The sequence below is a fragment of the Glaesserella sp. genome, from assembly GCF_041817755.1.
Classification (GTDB): Bacteria; Pseudomonadota; Gammaproteobacteria; order Enterobacterales; family Pasteurellaceae; genus Glaesserella.
This window is the reverse complement of the sequence record NZ_JBGYBX010000034.1, coordinates 1-18,198: the sequence shown is the minus strand read 5'-3', so window position 1 is coordinate 18,198 and position 18,198 is coordinate 1. Positions and strand designations below refer to the sequence as shown.

18 protein-coding genes are annotated in these 18,198 nt (G+C 35.2%); all 18 read left to right on the top strand.

Annotated features, from left to right (window positions below; translation table 11 throughout):
* Position 1: 1 nt before the first annotated feature.
* The 18 genes from ACEYKX_RS04500 to ACEYKX_RS04415 all read left to right on the top strand — a co-directional run bounded on the left by ACEYKX_RS04500 (position 2) and on the right by ACEYKX_RS04415 (position 18,159).
* Positions 2–1,309 (top strand): oligosaccharide flippase family protein, encoded by a 1,308-nt coding sequence (locus ACEYKX_RS04500; protein ID WP_373766303.1) that lies wholly within the window; start codon positions 2–4, stop codon positions 1,307–1,309.
* Positions 1,299–2,492 carry a glycosyltransferase gene (locus ACEYKX_RS04495; protein ID WP_373766304.1) on the top strand — a complete coding sequence of 398 codons (1,194 nt, stop codon included), beginning with the start codon at positions 1,299–1,301 and terminating at the stop codon, positions 2,490–2,492. The genes ACEYKX_RS04500 and ACEYKX_RS04495 overlap by 11 nt, the downstream gene beginning before the upstream one ends.
* Positions 2,482–3,774 (top strand): O-antigen ligase family protein, encoded by a 1,293-nt coding sequence (locus ACEYKX_RS04490; RefSeq protein WP_373766305.1) that lies wholly within the window; start codon positions 2,482–2,484, stop codon positions 3,772–3,774. The genes ACEYKX_RS04495 and ACEYKX_RS04490 overlap by 11 nt, the downstream gene beginning before the upstream one ends.
* Positions 3,771–4,901, top strand: coding sequence for a glycosyltransferase family 4 protein (locus ACEYKX_RS04485; RefSeq protein WP_373766306.1), 1,131 nt, complete (start codon positions 3,771–3,773; stop codon positions 4,899–4,901). The genes ACEYKX_RS04490 and ACEYKX_RS04485 overlap by 4 nt, the downstream gene beginning before the upstream one ends.
* Positions 4,902–4,915: 14 nt before the next feature.
* Positions 4,916–5,515, top strand: a complete 600-nt coding sequence (locus ACEYKX_RS04480; protein ID WP_373766307.1) for a sugar transferase — start codon at positions 4,916–4,918, stop codon at positions 5,513–5,515.
* A gap of 1 nt (position 5,516) precedes the next feature.
* On the top strand, positions 5,517–6,482 hold the full coding sequence (locus tag ACEYKX_RS04475; protein WP_373766308.1) for an ATP-grasp domain-containing protein: 966 nt from the start codon (positions 5,517–5,519) through the stop codon (positions 6,480–6,482).
* A complete protein-coding gene (locus ACEYKX_RS04470) occupies positions 6,472–7,119 on the top strand; it encodes an HAD family hydrolase (RefSeq protein ID WP_373766309.1) in 648 nt (215 codons plus the stop codon). Before ACEYKX_RS04475 ends, ACEYKX_RS04470 begins: the two co-directional genes overlap by 11 nt.
* Before the next feature lie 18 nt (positions 7,120–7,137).
* Positions 7,138–8,313 carry a DegT/DnrJ/EryC1/StrS family aminotransferase gene (locus ACEYKX_RS04465; RefSeq protein ID WP_373766310.1) on the top strand — a complete coding sequence of 392 codons (1,176 nt, stop codon included), beginning with the start codon at positions 7,138–7,140 and terminating at the stop codon, positions 8,311–8,313.
* Positions 8,314–8,323: 10 nt separating this feature from the next.
* Positions 8,324–10,261 carry a polysaccharide biosynthesis protein gene (locus ACEYKX_RS04460; protein WP_373766311.1) on the top strand — a complete coding sequence of 646 codons (1,938 nt, stop codon included), beginning with the start codon at positions 8,324–8,326 and terminating at the stop codon, positions 10,259–10,261.
* A gap of 53 nt (positions 10,262–10,314) precedes the next feature.
* On the top strand, positions 10,315–11,475 hold the full coding sequence (locus ACEYKX_RS04455; protein WP_373766312.1) for a polysaccharide export protein: 1,161 nt from the start codon (positions 10,315–10,317) through the stop codon (positions 11,473–11,475).
* Positions 11,475–11,912 (top strand): low molecular weight protein-tyrosine-phosphatase, encoded by a 438-nt coding sequence (locus tag ACEYKX_RS04450; protein ID WP_373766313.1) that lies wholly within the window; start codon positions 11,475–11,477, stop codon positions 11,910–11,912. The genes ACEYKX_RS04455 and ACEYKX_RS04450 overlap by 1 nt, the downstream gene beginning before the upstream one ends.
* A 21-nt stretch (positions 11,913–11,933) precedes the next feature.
* A complete protein-coding gene (locus ACEYKX_RS04445; protein ID WP_373766314.1) occupies positions 11,934–14,051 on the top strand; it encodes a polysaccharide biosynthesis tyrosine autokinase in 2,118 nt (705 codons plus the stop codon).
* 258 nt (positions 14,052–14,309) lie between these two features.
* A complete protein-coding gene (locus tag ACEYKX_RS04440) occupies positions 14,310–14,756 on the top strand; it encodes an Rrf2 family transcriptional regulator (RefSeq protein ID WP_373766315.1) in 447 nt (148 codons plus the stop codon).
* A 31-nt stretch (positions 14,757–14,787) separates the two neighbouring features.
* The gene (locus ACEYKX_RS04435) at positions 14,788–16,008 is read left to right on the top strand and encodes an IscS subfamily cysteine desulfurase (RefSeq protein WP_373766316.1); all 1,221 of its coding nucleotides are present in this window, start codon (positions 14,788–14,790) and stop codon (positions 16,006–16,008) included.
* Between the two features lie 18 nt (positions 16,009–16,026).
* On the top strand, positions 16,027–16,410 hold the full coding sequence (gene iscU / locus ACEYKX_RS04430; protein ID WP_135674867.1) for a Fe-S cluster assembly scaffold IscU: 384 nt from the start codon (positions 16,027–16,029) through the stop codon (positions 16,408–16,410).
* 142 nt (positions 16,411–16,552) lie between these two features.
* On the top strand, positions 16,553–16,876 hold the full coding sequence (iscA, locus tag ACEYKX_RS04425) for an iron-sulfur cluster assembly protein IscA (RefSeq protein WP_010785898.1): 324 nt from the start codon (positions 16,553–16,555) through the stop codon (positions 16,874–16,876).
* 9 nt (positions 16,877–16,885) lie between these two features.
* Positions 16,886–17,407 (top strand): Fe-S protein assembly co-chaperone HscB, encoded by a 522-nt coding sequence (gene hscB, locus ACEYKX_RS04420; RefSeq protein WP_373780547.1) that lies wholly within the window; start codon positions 16,886–16,888, stop codon positions 17,405–17,407.
* 134 nt (positions 17,408–17,541) lie between these two features.
* A complete protein-coding gene (locus ACEYKX_RS04415; RefSeq protein WP_373780546.1) occupies positions 17,542–18,159 on the top strand; it encodes a DUF2625 family protein in 618 nt (205 codons plus the stop codon).
* Positions 18,160–18,198 lie beyond the last annotated feature (39 nt).

Genomic DNA, 18,198 nt, shown 5'->3' with positions numbered 1-18,198 from the left:
TATGTTGAAATTGATATCTACAGTCTTTGTTAGGCAAATTTTTGTTGGGTTATTACAAGTAACTACTTTGGTTATTATTGCTCGTCATTTAGGTAATGAAGGAATGGGACAATACACGTTAGCAATACTCATTCCTTCTATGCTTTCACAGGTGATTACTTTTGGAATACAGAATGCAAATATTTTGGGGCTTGGTAGAAAAATGATTAATAGAAATCAAGCTTTTTATATAAATCTTTTATTTTTGTTTTTTGTGTCTATTATTGCGAGTGTATTAAGTTTATTATTTTTGTATTTTTGGGGAGAGTTTTTCTTCAAAGATATTCCGTTGGAGTTGTTTTATATATCAATAGCATCACTATTACCTTTGACTTTTTTTGCAGTATTGCCATCATTATTACAAGCGATACAGAAGTTTAATTTATTTAATCTTACTTGTATAGCTCAACCTGTAATAATGTTTATTGTTGTGATGGTGGCAATTTTAATAGGGGTAACGGTTAATTCTATTGTATATGCCTTTATTATCGCAAATTGGTTAGTATTATTTGTTGTGCTTGCTATTTTATTCAAAGAGTTTAAGGTGGAGAATTATTCTATAAAGGAATTTATTCATAAGTTTTTAGGGCATAGTTTTAGAGCTCATCTAAGCAATATAGTCACATTACTAAATTATAGAGCTTCTTTATTTGTATTAGGGTATTTTACTTCACCAGCATTAGTTGGAGTTTATACTGTAGGCTTACAGCTTGTTGAAAAATTATGGTTGCCATCTCAGGCAGTAAGTACGATCTTGTTGCCAAGATTGTCCAAGCAATTAGGTGATGGTGAAGACGAATCTGTTACAGCATATCGAACTTTAGATATTGCACGTTATACATTTATTGTAACAATATTAATTGGAATTGCTTTTATTATATGTCTTCCGAAAATTCTTGAATGGTTTTTTGGTGTAGAATATTTAAATTCTTTTTATATTGCGTTATATTTACTACCAGGTATATTGGCTTGGACGCCATCGAGGGTTCTTGCTAATGATTTAATTGTCCGAGGATTTGCTCATTTAAATCTCTCTAATTCTTATTGGATTTTTTCAATTAACTTCATTTTAAATTTATTATTTATTCCTCTATGGGGAATATATGGTGCAGCGATTGCAACATCAATAGCTTACACATTCGATCTTATTTTACGGGCTCATGCTTTTAGTAAAGTAACAAAAACTAATGCATTCAAAATGTTAGTACCCCAAAAAGATGATTTTATCAAAGTATTAAAATTGAAAAAAGGATTTGCAGATGTTAAGTAAAAAGCATATTTTACTTGTTGCTCCTTACCTTACATTCCCTAATGAGCCGGGAGCTAATCGCTTTATTACAATAGCTAAACTACTTTCAAGAGAGTTTGATGTGACATTAGTGACAAGCAGATTTTCTCATTTTTTGAAAAAGCAACGTGTTGAACTTATCAAATTAGATGGGATAAATGTTATTCTATTAGATGAACCAGGCTATAAAACAAATGTTAGCCTAGAGCGATTTATGAGTCATAGAATATTTTGTCAGAATTTTGAGAAGTTTCTACTGGATTATAATAAGAATATTGATCTAGTCTATTCAGCTTATCCATTGATTAAAACAAATTATATTCTAGGCAAATTGAAGGTCGTAAAAGACTATAAATTAATTATTGATGTTCAAGATATTTGGCCAGAAGCTATAGCCGGACCAATTCCTATATTGTCAACATTTATTGGAAAATTATTACTGTCACCTTTAACAGAATATGCAAATAAAACATATGCATATGCAGATGCTCTAGTAGCGGTCTCAAAAACTTACTTAGATAGAGCAAATGTACGGAATATCCCAGAATCATTGACTGAAGTGGTTTTTATTGGAGCAGATAAATTATATTCTAAGTCTATAGAGAAAAAAGTATCGCAAAAATTGCTTGTAACTTATATTGGAACTATGTCTGGCAGCTATGATTTGGAAACTGTTGTGAAAGCCGCACCACTATGTCAGAATCATGTTAATATTCAATTTATCGGAGGTGGACCAGAAGAAAATCGATTGAAGAAGTTAAATAAAGAATTAGGTGGACACGTTAGTTTTCTCGGAACTTATCCATATGAACAAGCGATGAAAATTCTAGTGGAGTCAGATGTAGCTATTAATCCAATAAAGAAAACAGCAGAACAAAGTGTGACTAATAAATTATCTGATTATTTTTGTTGTGGTTTACCGATTATTAGTTGTCAAGAGAATCAAGAAGTTAAGGCATTACTTGCTTTAGGTGGTGGTATTCAGTATAAATGTGGTGATTTTAAGGGACTGTCTAATATTTTATTAAAAATTTCTAATGATAGAGAAAAATTAAAATATATGCAAAGCATTAATAAAGTATTAGGGGAAGAGCGATTTTTTCGCCCAAGATCGTATTTGGCGATAAGTGAATTGATACATAAGGTAATAGATAATGGGGTTTAGTAAAAAATATTTTCAGAGCGGAGTTTTATGGATAAGTTTACTTTTATTGTTAATATCTCCGGCATTATCTACTCAAATTGGCTTGCCTCGTTTGGATACGGGGCTGGCGGGAGTTTATTTGTTTTTGGGGTTAATTACTTTATGTATAATGAAAATAGATAAAAAAATGCTTTTTTCTATAATGATATTTGTGTTTATTCTTTTTTTGGGAGTGCTATCTACATTACTGAATTTTTCTGTTCAGAAGATACTTGATGTGTTTTTCTTTGGATACCTTATATTTTTGTATTTATATTTGTATCTTTCTTTAGATAGCGATGAAATAGAAAAAAGAATTAAGATTTTTATTGTTATCCTAATTTCGTTAATTTTAGGGGCTTTTGCTATTGAGTTGTTATTCGGCTTTCAATTCGTTTATAGTTATGAAGAGTTCAGTGTTCTAGATGAAACGTATAAAGGATTGTTCTTTAATACAAATGATCAGGCGGTTGTTGTCATGGCCTTGTCTTCGATTGTGTCTTTCTTTTGTGTGTTGGGTGAAAAAAATAATAAAATAAAGTTGATTGGGTATTTATTATTATTGTTATCTGGATTTGTGATTTTTGTAAGTGGATCTAGGGTAGCTCTTTTAACCTATGTTATAATGTTCTTTTTAGTTATATTTTTGAATGCAAACTATTTCTTGAAAATTATATATGTTTTTTTAGCATTTACAATTTCATTATTTTTACTTAACTTAGAGTGGTTAGAACAGGTTATCTATTCATTAACTAAAATTAGTTGGTTGGAGAGACCTGCAGAAAGAGTGTTATTGGCTTTATTTTCTTTGGAACAGGATCATTCTGTTGGCTATAGGACAGAAATATATACAGCTTTTCTAGATAATTTTAAATTTCTTTGGCTTGGATATGGTCCAAGAGATTATTCTGCTTATTTTGACAAAATACCATTGAGCTACTCTTTAGGATATACAAATCCACATAGTTTATTTATTGATATGTATTTGGCATTTGGCTTCTTGGGTTTCTTTTTGTATATTTTGTTTATTTTTTCTTCTCTGTTTATTGTATTAATAAGCCCGGTATTAAGTTTATCGCAAAAAACATTTTCTGTATTTTTAATAGTTAATTTTTGTTGGTTGGTTTGGGTTCCTTCATCGGTATTTAGATTGCCGCTTGTTTGGCTTCCTGTATTTTTAATTGTGATTTTTTGTGTTGTGAAAGAGTATAACCAAAAGTTTAGAAATTTTAGTCAAGTGTCAAGTGAGTTGAGGTTAGTATGAAAATTGCAATGGTATCTAGAGTGATATTTCTCGGTGGGGTAACAACTTATTTAATTGATTTAACGGAAGAGTTAATAAAGGATGGGCATGATGTTTATTTACTCTCTTATGGACCAAGATACCAATCAAAAGAAAATATAGATCAGTATAATCAACTCTTGGCGACAGGAGTAAAATTTATTGAGGTTGATTTTCCCATTAATAAAACAAGTAAAATTGTTTATCTTTTTAATTTGATTAAATGTATTTTAAAGTGCAGAAAAATTTTTGAGAAATATAAGTTTGATGTTGTTCATTTACATACACCAGTACTCTCATTTATTTTAAAGTTTTTGAAAATAAAGTTTGTTAGAACTAGACATGGTATAGATAATAAATATCCAATATTAGATTATCCAGCTAATAAGGAAATTGCAATTAGTGAGGAAGTTTATGGTATGTTAAAAGAAAGATATAATTATGATGAGAAAGATCTATATTTAATTCATAATGGGGTTTCAAAAAATAAGTATTATCGGAATGTAAGTGAAGAAGAAAAAAGAGCTTTTAAAGTTAAACACGGTATCTCTACGGATAAGATTATTATAGGGTTAGTGGCTTCTTTTGAATATCCTAGAAAAGGACATGATATATTATTAGACGCAATAGCTGGTCTTTCTAAAGAAATAAAAGAAAAAATAGAAGTAGTATTCGTAGGATCTTCAGCTGAAAGTGGGTTAAAAATAATAAAGCAAAAAATGCAAGAGACGAACTTGGAGTCTATGGTAAAAATTATACCATTTCAACCATTAATGGAAATATATCCAATGATTGATATCAAGGTTCTTCCTGCACGTTCGGAGGGATTTGGATTAGTTGTTGCTGAAGCAATGTTGATGGGATGCTGTGTAATTAGAAGTAATACCGGGGGAGCGCATGAACAGATAGAGCATGGTAAAACAGGGTATATATTTGAAAATGAAAATATTGAGCAACTCAGCGGATATTTAAATGATCTGATATCGAATCCTCAAAAAAGAATTAGTTTTTCTAAATCTGGGCAGAAAAAAGCCTTAGAGTTGTTTACAAGTGAAATAATGGCGAAAAAAACACTAAGTGTATATAACGATTTATTGAATAACAAGTAAAAAACGGTGTAAAAATGCTTAAAAGAGTCATTGATATTATTGGTTCATTATGCGGTTTAATCTTACTTTCCCCGTTGTATGTTTTTATTGCATATAAAGTGAAAAAGAATTTAGGTTCCCCGGTCTTATTTCGTCAAATTAGACCTGGTTTGGATGGAAAGCCATTTGAAATGATTAAGTTCAGAACCATGAAAGATGCTGTAGATGCTCAAGGTAATCCTTTGCCGGATGCGGAGCGTTTAACTGATTTTGGTAAAATGTTACGAGCGACAAGTTTGGATGAATTACCTGAACTTTGGAATGTCTTAAAAGGTGATATGAGCTTAGTCGGCCCCCGCCCGTTATTAATGGAGTATATTCCACTTTATAACGAGGAACAACGTAAGCGTCAGAATGTCAGACCGGGTATTACAGGATATGCGCAAGTTAACGGTCGTAATGCAATTAGCTGGGAACAAAAATTTGAATTAGATACTTGGTATGTGGAAAACCAATCACTCTGCTTGGATATTCAGATTTTGTGGAAAACAGTTAAAAAGGTTGTAGCAAAAGATGATATTAATGCGGCTGGTGATGCAACCATGCCAAAATTTGAAGGAACGAAAAAGGAATAATATGAATATTCTCATTACCTCAGCAGGTCAGCGTGTCTCTTTAGTTCAAGCGTTTCAGAAAGAACTAAAGCAATATTTTCCGGAATCCAAAGTATTGAGTGTAGATCTCAACCCTGTTTTAGCACCGGCTTGCCATGTTTCGGACGGCTATTTTCAAGTTTCTCGAGTGACGGATGAAAATTATATTCCGGCATTATTAGAATTATGCATAGAACAGAATATAAAATTAGTTGTTCCGACAATAGATACGGAATTATTAGTATTAAGTCGTTATAAATCTGTTTTTGCGGAAAAAGGTATTACACTTCTTGTCAGTGACTTCTCTTTTATTGAAAAATGTAGAGATAAAAGATTAACTAATCATTTATTTGAAAATTATGGGATAAATATTCCAAGACAATATACAAAAGAGAATTTGCAATATCCTGTATTCGCAAAACCCTTCGATGGAAGTTTAAGTAAAGGTATTTTTATTGCTTATAGTTCTTCGGATATTAAGGCAGAACATTTAAACAATGAAAAACTGATGTTCATGCAATATATATCACCTGAAGCGTATGATGAATTTACCGTTGATTGCTATTTTGATCGCTTCTCTCAACTGAAATGTGTTGTTCCTCGGAAACGCATTTTTGTCCGTGCAGGTGAGATTAATAAAGGTGTTACGAAGAAAAATAGTATTGTTCGTGAATTTAAAAATAAACTTAATTTTGTTGAAGGGGCAATAGGGTGTTTAACGGTTCAAGTATTTTGCCATAAAAATACAGAGGAAATTTTAGGGATAGAAATTAATCCTCGTTTTGGTGGCGGATATCCTCTAAGTTACTTAGCCGGTGCAAATTATCCGCGTTGGTGTATCCAAGAATATTTGCTTAATGAAATCGTGACAGATTATGATGATTGGGAAAATAATCTCTTGATGTTGCGTTATGATGCAGAAGTCTTAGTACATGATTATGAAGAATAAAGCAATTGTTTTTGATTTAGATGATACATTGTATTCCGAATATGATTTTCTGAAATCAGGCTATCATTATATTTCACTTCAAATTTCAAAAGAAAATGCAGATGAATTATATAGGAATATGCTTTCAATATATAAATCTGGTAGGAATGTATTTGAATATATTCTTGTATTGCATCCGGAATTAACATTAGAACAATTATTAAATTGGTACCGTTATCATATGCCGGATATTAAATTGTATGATGGTGTCGAACGTTTTTTACAAGCGGTTGGTTCCTCATATAAATTTGCAATTATTACTGATGGAAGGTCGATCTCTCAACGAAATAAAATAAAGGCACTTGGTTTGCTGGATTATATGAGTGAGATTATTATTTCTGAGGAGATTGGCAGTGAGAAACCTAATGAATCTAATTTTTTAAAAGTTGAAAATGCATTAAACTGTAATGAATATACTTATATTGGCGATAATGTAAAAAAAGATTTTATTACTCCTAAGAAATTAGGTTGGAAAACAATATGTTTAAAGGACAGAGGTGTAAATATTCATAAACAGAATTTTGATTTGGACGAAATTTATTTACCACAACATGTCATCTTAAACTGGGATGAGATATATCAATTTATCAACGTATGATTTTTTTAAGGGAAGTTTATGTTAAATACAAATTTAGAACCATGGCCGTCTTTTACACAAGAAGAAGCGGATGCTGTATCCAAGACACTTCTTTCGAATAAAGTGAATTATTGGACTGGACAGGAATGCCGTGAATTTGAAAAAGAATTTGCAGAGTTTGCACAAACAAAATATGCCGTGTCACTAACCAATGGTACAGTAGCCTTGGATGTGGCATTGAAGGCGCTTAATATTGGTGCCGGAGACGATGTAATTGTGACTTCCCGTACTTTTTTGGCATCGGCAAGCTCTATTGTAACAGCCGGAGCGAATCCTATATTCGCGGATGTCGAGTTGGATTCTCAAAATATCTCACGTCGCACAATTGAAGCAGTATTAACACCGAATACTAAGGCTATTATTTGTGTCCATTTGGCAGGCTTAATGTGTGATATGGATCCGATTATGGCATTGGCGGAAGAAAAAGGTTTATATGTCATTGAAGATTGCGCTCAAGCTCATGGGGCAATGTATAAAGGACGATCTGCCGGTTCTATCGGTCATATTGCCGCATGGTCTTTCTGCCAGGATAAAATTATGACAACTGGTGGTGAAGGCGGAATGGTTACAACAAACGATAAAGATTTGTGGGATAAAATGTGGTCATATAAAGATCACGGTAAGAGCTATGATACCGTTTATAATAAGCAACACCCTCCAGGTTTCCGTTGGTTACACGATTCTTTCGGTACAAACTGGAGAATGATGGAAATTCAAGCGGTGATTGGACGTATTCAATTAAGAAAAATGTCGGAGTGGACGAAAAAGCGTAATGAGAATATGGTTCTCATTTTGGCTGCCTTTGAAAACTCACCGTACTTTACTGTTCATAAAACACCAGCAGAGTATGTGCATGCGGCTTATAAATGTTATGTGCAAGTGAATAGTGAGCAGCTACCATCCGGTTGGACCCGAGATCGTATTATGCATAGCATTAATGAATTGGGGATCCCATGTTATAGCGGATCTTGCTCGGAAGTCTATTTAGAAAAAGCGTTTGATAATACGCCTTGGCGACCGGAAAAACGTTTAGAAAATGCAAAACAGCTTGGCGAAACCAGTTTGATGTTCTTGGTGCATCCTACATTAAGCCAGGAAAGTTTGGAGAAAACCGTCGCGGCAATTTCAAAGGTTATTGAACAATTATCACAATAGTGGTTTTGCTATGTTACGTTCATTTTTTACTTCATTAATGTATTCCTCGAGGATCATTAAACAAATTGGGTTAGGAATTATGGATTTGATCGTTTTTCCTATCTTGATTTGGGCTAGTTATGCGTTGCGTTTATTTGATCTCAAGGCTGAGGTGGTTCCGGATTTGGCATATGGGGAAATTTGGGTATCGCTTTTAGCGGTTATTAGTCTTGCTTTTTGTGGTGTATATCATTTTGTCCTTAGAGGATTTACTGAGGCTCTCATTGCAAGACTCGGAATAGCAACGTTAATAACTATCTTGAGTTTATTCTCTTTAGGAAAATATTCGACTGCGTTTATTCCTACTTCAATCCCGTTAATGTTCGGCTTCTTTATGTTTGCTTGGGTGTGGGGAAGCCGTTCGGTTATTCGTTTCTTTGTCCGGTATGTTATGCACTCCGATATTCCTCGTAAACGTATTGCAATATATGGTGCAGGAGCTGCGGGGCAACAAATTGCACAGCTATTGTTCCGTTCTCAGGAACATATCCCCATATTTTTTATTGATGATAATCAAAATTTGCAGAATACGCGATTAGGTCGTTTAAAAGTGTACTCGGCAAATAAAGCGTTAGCAGCTATCAGGCGATATGAAATCGATCAGGTTTTAATCGCATTACCTTCGGTAGAAAGAAAAAGGCGGAATGAAATTATTCAATTTCTTTCGGGATCTTCTGCTAAAATTATGGAAATTCCGGGATTAGCCCAATTAGTAGATGAGAAAATTAATCTTTCCGATATGAAAGAGGTGAATATTATAGACTTACTAGGGCGAGATCCTGTTGAACCGATTCCTGAATTATTTAGTAAAAATATTAAAAATCAAATTGTGATGGTTACTGGTGCAGGAGGCTCTATTGGTTCTGAGTTATGTCGACAAATTGTCAAAAACAAACCTCGCAAGCTTTTGCTATTTGAAGTGTCTGAATTTTCTCTTTACTCAATAGAAAAAGAGCTACATGAAATTTGTGATAAACAGCAATTTGGTAAAATTGAAATTATCCCATTATTAGGTAGTGTACAGAATTTATCCAAATTATTGGAAATAATGAAAACGTTCAATGTAGAAACGGTATATCATGCAGCAGCGTATAAACATGTTCCGATGGTTGAGTATAATGTTGTAGAAGGAGTTCAGAATAATATTTTTGGTACTTTTTATGCAGCTAAAGCGGCGATTAAGGCACAAGTAAAATCTTTTGTATTGATTTCAACTGATAAAGCGGTTAGACCGACAAATGTGATGGGAACGACAAAACGTATCGCTGAACTTTGTTTACAGGCATTAGCCAAAGAAAAAGGAAATGTGATTGATGGTGTATTGAATCAAACTACATTTTCAATGGTAAGATTTGGGAATGTGTTGGGCTCATCTGGTTCAGTTATTCCGTTATTCAAAAAACAAATCGAGCAAGGCGGTCCTATCACTGTTACCGATCCTCGTATTATTCGTTATTTTATGACGATTCCTGAGGCAGCCCAATTAGTTATTCAAGCCGGAGCAATGGCAAAAGGCGGAGATGTTTTTATTTTAGATATGGGAGAGCCGGTAAAAATTGTGGATTTAGCCATAAATCTTGTTCGTTTGTCAGGATTGACTGTGAAAGATGATAAAAATCCTAGTGGCGATATTGAGATTAAATTTACGGGGTTGAGACCCGGTGAAAAACTGTATGAAGAATTGTTAATTGGTGATGATAATGTCGAGGGAACGGCTCATCAACGCATTATGACGGCTCAAGAAGGGTATTTACCACTTACTGAGTTATTAATATTACTTGATAAATTAAGTATTGCAAGTGTAGGAAATCAATGCGAACAAATACGTACCTTACTTTTAGAGGCTCCAGCCGGTTATAATCCGGTTAGTGACCTTGAAGATTTCGTTTGGAAAATGCAACAGGCTTAATTCCTCAACGTTATCAAAATTTTTATTATTAACCAAACCTTGAATGATTGATTATGAAAAAATTAACTAAAATTTTCTTGTGTACCGGAATTTCTCTGTCGTTAAGTGGATGCTCTATTTTCCTTCCTAGCTCTTATAACCCAGTGAGATCTAAAGATGTACAGGTTACAGGGGAAAAATTAGATACAGAAAAAGCGGTTGACGCTTATTTTATTACACCTCAGCTTCTGAAGACATTAGCGCCAATTAGAGCAACGGCTAAGGCTAATGCAGAGTTAGATCGACAAATAAACGCTTATCAATATGTTGTTGGTATTGGTGATGTTCTTAATGTAACGGTTTGGGATCATCCTGAGTTGACGACTCCTGCCGGCTCATATCGTTCTGCTGCAGAGTCAGGTAACCAAGTACATGCAAACGGAACAATTTTTTATCCTTATGTAGGCAATATTAAAGTGGCCGGGCTGACAGTCGGACAAATTCGTGAACGATTAACCAGTCGTTTAGCGAATTATATTGTGAGTCCTCAAGTTGAGGTTTCTGTAGTATCCTATAAATCACAAAAGACCTATATAACAGGAGAAGTAAAAACTCCAGGGCAGCAATTTATCAGTAATATTCCTTTGACACTATTGGATGCTATTAATAAAGCCGGTGGGTTAGCTGATAATGCAGATTGGCACAATGTGAAAATTACAAGAAACGGAAGAGATGAGGTTGTTTCTTTAGAAGCTCTCATTCAGCGTGGTGATTTAACTCAAAACCGTTTATTAACCGATGGTGATATTGTGCATGTTCCGAGTAATGATACGCAGAAAGTATTTGTTGTAGGCGAAGTTACTCAACCTCAATTTCTTACGATCAACCGAAATGGGATGACGTTAATGGAAGCGATTTCGGCAAGTGGTGGTATTGATAAGCTATCTGCAGATGCTACGGGTATTTTTGTTATTCGTGCTCACAGAGGTCAACCGAAATTTACACAATTGGATAATGGTCAATCTATTGAAACCATTGCAGATATTTATCAGCTAGACGTTACGAATCCAACATCTTATATTTTGGGAACCGATTTCTTCTTGAAACCTTATGATGTAGTCTATGTTACGACAGCGCCGGTTACTCGCTGGAATCGTGTAATTTCACAAGTAGTACCGACTATTGATGGGTTTAATGGTTTGACTGAGAGTATGTTAAGAGTTAAGAACTGGTAATGTTTAGGAATATATTGATTGTTTGTATGGGGAATATATGTCGTTCTCCCCTCGGAAAAGAGTTGTTTAAGAAAGCTTTTCCAAATAAACAAATAGAATCGGCAGGGATTGCCACAAAAAATAGTGGTTTAGAAGGATGTGCAGCAGATCCTACAATGATTGCAACGGCATCTAAAGCAAATTTAGATTTAACGCAGCATGTAGCGAAACAGCTTTCTGAAGAACTTTGTTTGAATGCGGATTTAATTTTAGTCATGGAAAATAAGCATATTGATGTTGTGGCTAATATTTCTCCGGCATCAAGAGGTAAAATCATGCTTTATGGGCATTGGTTACAAAAGGAAATCCCCGATCCTTATAGGCAGAGTCCAGAAATATTTGAAGCTGTCTGTAAACTTATGGAACAAGCAACTGAAGGTTGGAAATCTAAATTATAGTAACTTTTAAAGGTAAAAAGAATGTCTCAAGAAAAAGATAACGATCGTATTGATCTATCCAAACTGTTTGGTGCAGTGTTGGATTATAAATGGTTTATCATATCCAGTACTTTATTATTTACATTTTTAGGTGTGTGTTATGCTTTATTAGCTACACCGATTTATACCGCTAATGCCTTAATTCAAGTTGAAGAAAAAAATACTGGTGGGATTTTTCAAGAGTTTTCAAGTATTTCCGAACAAGATGCTTCAGCAAATACTGAAATTACAGTTATGAAATCTCGTATGATTTTGGAGAAAACAGTTGAAGAATTGAATTTGGATACAAAGATTAGCGCAGATTATGCAATACCTTTAATTGGTAAAGGATTAAGCCGTTTATCTGGAGAGATTGTGGAATTATCCATACCTCTTTTTGAGCCTATGGAAGGTTTTGAACGTGTTGTATTAGAAATCGGTCCAACAATTCAACAATACCGACTTTTTGATAAAAACAATAGTTTATTGTTAGAAGGAAACATTAATCAAAAATATGAAAATAATGATTTTGCTATCCAAGTTAGTATATTAAAAGGTAATGTTGGTCAACGTTTTAATATCACTAAGATTAATAAATTAGAAGCAATCGAAAGTCTACAACAAAAACTTTCAGTTATTGAAAGAGGTAAGCAAACAGGTGTTATTGATATCAGTTTAAATGGTGAAAATCAGCGACAAATTAAACAAATTATCAAAAATATTTCGGAGAATTATATTCTACAAAATATTGCAAGGAGCTCAGAAGAGGCCTCTAAAAGCTTAGCGTTTTTAGAAACACGTTTACCAGAAATTAGGGAAAAACTTGCCGAGTCTGAAAATAATTTAAACGAGTATCGTCAAAAAAATGGTTCGGTTGATTTAAATTTGGAAACAAAATCATTTCTTGATACATTGGTTCAGTTAGAAGCAGATTTAAATGAATTGACAATTAAAGAGAGCGATATTTCTCAAAAATATACTAAGCAACATCCAACATATATTTCTTTACTTGAACAACGTAAAGTATTATTAGATGAAAGGGAGCGTTTAGTAAAACAAATGGAAACTTTACCGGATACACAAAAGGAAATTGTTCGTTTAACTCGTGATTTAGAAGTAGATCAACAAATTTATGTTCAGCTTTTAAATAGAGCGCAGGAGTTTAATGTACTTAAAGCAGGGGTTGTCGGTAATGTTCGTATATTAGATGTTGCTCAGTCTTCAGTTAATCCAATAGCACCAAAGAAAGCGTTAGTTGTGATATTTGCTTTAATGCTAGGCGCTATTTTTTCTGTAACAGTTGTAGCTATTAAGGTGTTATTTAGTCGTGGTATTGAAAGTACCAGCGCAGCGGAATCTATAGGCTTACAAACGTATGCAACGATCCCATATTCGATTACTCAAGATAAAATCTCAACAAATATATCTATGTTCAAGAAAGGTAATCAAAGTAAACCGCAATTGTTATCTGAGTCTGAGCCGACAGATATGTCGATTGAAGCTCTTCGTAGCTTAAGAACGAGTTTACATTTTACAATGTTAGAGGCGAAGAATAATATTGTCATGTTATCAGGTACTTCTCCGGAAGTAGGCAAGAGCTTTATCGCATCTAATTTTGCTAATGTTGTAGCTAAAGCAGAGCAGAAAGTACTATTGATCGACGCTGACTTACGTAAGAGTTATATGGGAGCAATATTGGGCGTCAGTAGAAGTGTAGGATTATCAGAGGGGTTGTCGAAAGGTATTCCGTTTGAAGAGATTGTACAAAAAGTACCATTTGGCGATTTTGATGTTATTTTGAAAGGAAGTACTCCGTCAAATCCATCAGAGCTTTTGGCGAGCAGCCGTTTTGAATCGCTATTGGAGTGGGCTTCTAAAAAATACGATCTAGTACTTGTAGATACGCCACCGATCCTTGCGGTTACAGATGCTGCGATTATCGGTCGTCATGCTGGAACGACATTCCTCATAGGCTTCTTTGAGAAAACAACTCTGAAAGAGTTAGAAAAAGCTCGAGATGTATTTGCGCGAGCAGGTGTTCAAGTGAATGGGTTTATTCTCAATGGAGTGAGACATAAAGCATCAAATCAAGACGATTTCTATCAGTATCAATATAATTAATTGATACTAAATTAAATAAGGTCTAAATCACATTTGGTTTAGACCTTTTCTGTTATATGACACATGATTCACTAAAAATGGGCGCAAGCTTCTTTTCGTTTAAGGAAAAATAGTTTAGAATCCCAAATATTTTGCTTTTCATGTCCCAATCCATTTATAAAACCTTTCATTCTAATAAGTTAAAATACTTGACTAAATTAGTAGGATATATAAAATTCTTGTTATCAAATCTTAATCATTCTTAAATAAGGATGTAGTATGAAATTAACCTCAAGAGGTCGATATGCCGTAACGGCAATTTTGGATATTGCTTTACATGGCAAGTCCCTTCCGGTGAGTCTTGCAGATATCTCTGATCGTCAGGCAATCTCACTTTCCTATTTAGAACAACTTTTTGCCCAGCTTCGTCGAGAAGGAATTGTTCACAGTGTACGTGGACCGGGTGGTGGTTACCAATTGGGTAAAACGCCTGAAGAGATCAATGTCGGTATGATCATTGCTGCCGTCAATGAAAGTGTCGATGTTTCCAAATGTAAAGGAAGTGGAAATTGCAGCAAAAATAGTCGCTGTTTGACCCATTCTTTGTGGGAGCGTTTAGAGAACCAAATTGAGCAATATCTACATACCATTACTTTAGCCGAATTAGTTGAAGAAAATAGCGATCACGATTGTGAGACCTCTCACTGCCACGATCATCACCATTAATCTTATAAAAATCTCTTAGTTAGGAGTAACAATGAAATTACCAATTTATTTGGATTATGCCGCAACCACGCCTGTTGATGAGCGTGTTGCAAAAAAAATGATGGAATATATGACAAAGGACGGCGTGTTTGGTAACCCAGCATCTCGTTCTCACAAATTTGGTTGGGAAGCAGAAGAAGCGGTTGATGTAGCCCGTAATCAAATCGCGGATTTAATCGGTGCGGATGCGCGTGAAATCGTATTCACTTCAGGTGCAACCGAATCAGATAACCTTGCAATTAAAGGTGCGGCACATTTCTACCAAACCAAAGGTAAACATATCATCACGGTTAAAACTGAACATAAAGCCGTATTAGATACTTGCCGTCAGTTAGAGCGTGAAGGCTTTGAAGTGACCTATTTAGAGCCTGAAACAACAGGTTTAGTGGATATTGCTAAATTAGAAGCTGCAATTCGCCCGGATACGATTTTGGTATCAGTGATGCACGTGAATAATGAGATTGGTGTGATTCAACCAATCGAAGAGATCGGTAAAATCTGCCGTGCGAAAAAAATCATTTTCCACGTGGATGCAACGCAATCAGTGGGTAAAATCCCTGTGGACGTTCAAGCATTAAACGTAGATTTAATGTCTTTCTCAAGCCATAAACTTTACGGACCAAAAGGTATCGGCGGTTTATATGTTTGCCGTAAACCACGTGTGCGTTTAGAAGCGATCATTCACGGTGGTGGTCACGAGCGTGGTATGCGTTCAGGTACATTACCTGTTCACCAAATCGTCGGTATGGGTGAAGCATATCGTATCGCAAAAGAAGAAATGGCAACTGAAATGCCTCGTATCAAAGCACTTCGTGACCGTTTATACAACGGTTTCAAAGATATGGAAGAAGTGTATGTGAATGGTACAATGGAAGCAGGTAAACGTGTAGACAGCAACTTGAACATCAGCTTTAACTTCGTTGAAGGTGAGTCAATGATGATGTCATTAAAAGATATCGCCGTATCTTCAGGTTCTGCTTGTACTTCTGCAAGTTTAGAGCCATCTTATGTACTTCGTGCATTAGGCTTAAACGATGAATTAGCACATAGCTCAATCCGTTTCTCAATCGGTCGTTGGACAACGGAAGAAGAGATCGATCACACTATCGAAATCGTGAAAAAAGCAGTCACCAAATTACGTGAACTTTCACCACTTTGGGATATGTTCAAAGAAGGTATCGACTTAAACTCAATTGAGTGGTCGCATCATTAATAATAGGGGAATTTAAATATGGCATACAGCGATAAAGTTATTGATCACTATGAAAACCCACGTAACGTAGGTTCATTCGACAAAAAAGCAGCAGATATCGGTACAGGTATGGTGGGCGCACCGGCGTGTGGTGACGTAATGCAACTTCAAATTAAAGTAAACGAACAAGGTATCATTGAAGATGCACGTTTCAAAACGTACGGTTGTGGTTCAGCAATTGCATCAAGTTCATTAATCACTGAATGGGTAAAAGGCAAATCATTAGATGAAGCACAAGCAATCAAAAACAGCGACATCGCAGAAGAGCTTGAATTACCACCGGTAAAAGTACACTGCTCAATTCTTGCAGAAGACGCAATCAAAGCAGCGATTGCAGATTACAAAGAGAAAAACGGTAAGTAATATTTAACAAGCGGTTGGTTTTTGCAAAAAATTTGCAAAATCTGACCGCTTGCGTTTTCGTTTATTGTTAATTTTAAAAAGGTTTTATCGTATCAGGTGAATGAAATCTTTTTAAAATTAGCTATATTCACAAGGAGAAAAAATGAGTATCACCCTAACAGAAACCGCAGCAGATCGTGTTCGTACCTTCCTTGAAAACCGTGGCAAAGGCATTGGTTTAAGGCTTGGTGTCAAAACATCGGGCTGTTCAGGGTTAGCTTATGTCCTTGAATTTGTTGATGTATTAAATGAAGACGATCACGTTTTTGAACAACACGGTGTTAAAATTATCGTAGATGAAAAAAGCCTCGTTTACCTCAGTGGCACAGAGTTAGATTTTGTCAAAGAAGGATTAAACGAAGGATTTAAGTACAACAACCCAAATGTGAAAAACGAATGTGGTTGTGGTGAAAGTTTTAACGTCTAAGAGGTTCTGATGTCAAATCCATTTACGCTTTTTGATCTGCCAGTGCAATTCCAAGTAGATAACGCTCAACTCTCTGAGCGTTATTTAGCCTTACAAAAATCGCTTCACCCCGATAATTTTGCGGCAAGTTCTGCGACAGAACATCGTTTAGCAATGCAGAAATCGGCGGAAATTAATGATGCGTTGCATATTCTCAAAGATCCGATTTTGCGTGCGGAAGCGATCATCGCCATTCATACGGGTGAACAGCAAGATATTGAGCAAAAAAGTAACCGAGATATGGCGTTTTTAATGCAACAAATGGAATGGCGTGAAACCTTAGAAAGTATTGAAATCGCAAAAAACGAAGCGGATCTCACCGCTTTCACCCAAGAGATTGAGAAACAACAAAAAGCCATTTTGCAACAACTTGAGCAAGCTCTCAATGCACAACAATGGGCGGACGCATTAGCCATTAACGACAAACTTCGTTTTATTAAAAAATTATTGGTAGAAGTTGAACGAGTAGAAGAGAAGTTGTTTGAGTTTTAACCATTTCCAAAATGGAAATAGTTCAACTTTGATAGTTCTAAAAATCCGTAGGGTGGGGTTTATCCCCACCCACTAATATATTTAATGTTTTCGGGCGGGGATAAACCCCGCCCCTACATAGAAAAATAAGTTATATGAAAACCCTCGAAGAACTGAACGATAAACAAAAATCCGCTTGGACAATTATGCAAGATTGGTTCAAGCAAGCCAATAACCATTATGAAATTCTGCCGAGAGATGTGGAAAATGCAGGGGCGGAATTAGTTGGGATGCAGTTACCGACAAGTACGCCACTGGGTGCGGTGATTTATGAAACGGGCGGTATTTTAATCGATCACGGCTGGTTACGCATTTTAGGTTCGGGTAATGAGAAACTGCCGCGCGGTTTGTTTGAGTGGAATTTTGGTAAAACCTTTGAACAATCGGGCGAAAGACCGTTTCATTTATTAATTGCTGACGATGCCATTGGTGGTTATTTTGCGGTGAATGGTGGCGGATTAGGCGAAAAAGTCGGTTTAGTCCATTATTTTCATCCTAAAAAACAGAAGTGGGAAAGCATTGGCTTAAACTATTCACAATTTATTGGCTGGGCATTAACCGCAGATATTGCCAGCTTTTACCACGGCTTGCGTAGCGAAAATTGGCAAGCTGAGATTGCAGATTTAAACGGTAATCAAGTGATAAATTTAGAAACAAAACAAAAACAACCGATTGAACGCCATTATCAAGCGGCATTCCATTTGTTGCATTAAAAACGCCATATCTCGGTTACTTTTTTGCTCAATATCTTG

What these genes read in the sequence shown, in the direction of transcription:
- ACEYKX_RS04500 (WP_373766303.1), top strand. Translation starts at nt 2, where the DNA reads ATGTTGAAATTGATATCTACAGTCTTTGTTAGGCAAATTTTTGTTGGG.
- ACEYKX_RS04495 (WP_373766304.1), top strand. Translation starts at nt 1,299, where the DNA reads ATGTTAAGTAAAAAGCATATTTTACTTGTTGCTCCTTACCTTACATTC.
- ACEYKX_RS04490 (WP_373766305.1), top strand. Translation starts at nt 2,482, where the DNA reads ATGGGGTTTAGTAAAAAATATTTTCAGAGCGGAGTTTTATGGATAAGT.
- ACEYKX_RS04485 (WP_373766306.1), top strand. Translation starts at nt 3,771, where the DNA reads ATGAAAATTGCAATGGTATCTAGAGTGATATTTCTCGGTGGGGTAACA.
- ACEYKX_RS04480 (WP_373766307.1), top strand. Translation starts at nt 4,916, where the DNA reads ATGCTTAAAAGAGTCATTGATATTATTGGTTCATTATGCGGTTTAATC.
- ACEYKX_RS04475 (WP_373766308.1), top strand. Translation starts at nt 5,517, where the DNA reads ATGAATATTCTCATTACCTCAGCAGGTCAGCGTGTCTCTTTAGTTCAA.
- ACEYKX_RS04470 (WP_373766309.1), top strand. Translation starts at nt 6,472, where the DNA reads ATGAAGAATAAAGCAATTGTTTTTGATTTAGATGATACATTGTATTCC.
- ACEYKX_RS04465 (WP_373766310.1), top strand. Translation starts at nt 7,138, where the DNA reads ATGTTAAATACAAATTTAGAACCATGGCCGTCTTTTACACAAGAAGAA.
- ACEYKX_RS04460 (WP_373766311.1), top strand. Translation starts at nt 8,324, where the DNA reads ATGTTACGTTCATTTTTTACTTCATTAATGTATTCCTCGAGGATCATT.
- ACEYKX_RS04455 (WP_373766312.1), top strand. Translation starts at nt 10,315, where the DNA reads ATGAAAAAATTAACTAAAATTTTCTTGTGTACCGGAATTTCTCTGTCG.
- ACEYKX_RS04450 (WP_373766313.1), top strand. Translation starts at nt 11,475, where the DNA reads ATGTTTAGGAATATATTGATTGTTTGTATGGGGAATATATGTCGTTCT.
- ACEYKX_RS04445 (WP_373766314.1), top strand. Translation starts at nt 11,934, where the DNA reads ATGTCTCAAGAAAAAGATAACGATCGTATTGATCTATCCAAACTGTTT.
- ACEYKX_RS04440 (WP_373766315.1), top strand. Translation starts at nt 14,310, where the DNA reads ATGAAATTAACCTCAAGAGGTCGATATGCCGTAACGGCAATTTTGGAT.
- ACEYKX_RS04435 (WP_373766316.1), top strand. Translation starts at nt 14,788, where the DNA reads ATGAAATTACCAATTTATTTGGATTATGCCGCAACCACGCCTGTTGAT.
- iscU (WP_135674867.1), top strand. Translation starts at nt 16,027, where the DNA reads ATGGCATACAGCGATAAAGTTATTGATCACTATGAAAACCCACGTAAC.
- iscA (WP_010785898.1), top strand. Translation starts at nt 16,553, where the DNA reads ATGAGTATCACCCTAACAGAAACCGCAGCAGATCGTGTTCGTACCTTC.
- hscB (WP_373780547.1), top strand. Translation starts at nt 16,886, where the DNA reads ATGTCAAATCCATTTACGCTTTTTGATCTGCCAGTGCAATTCCAAGTA.
- ACEYKX_RS04415 (WP_373780546.1), top strand. Translation starts at nt 17,542, where the DNA reads ATGAAAACCCTCGAAGAACTGAACGATAAACAAAAATCCGCTTGGACA.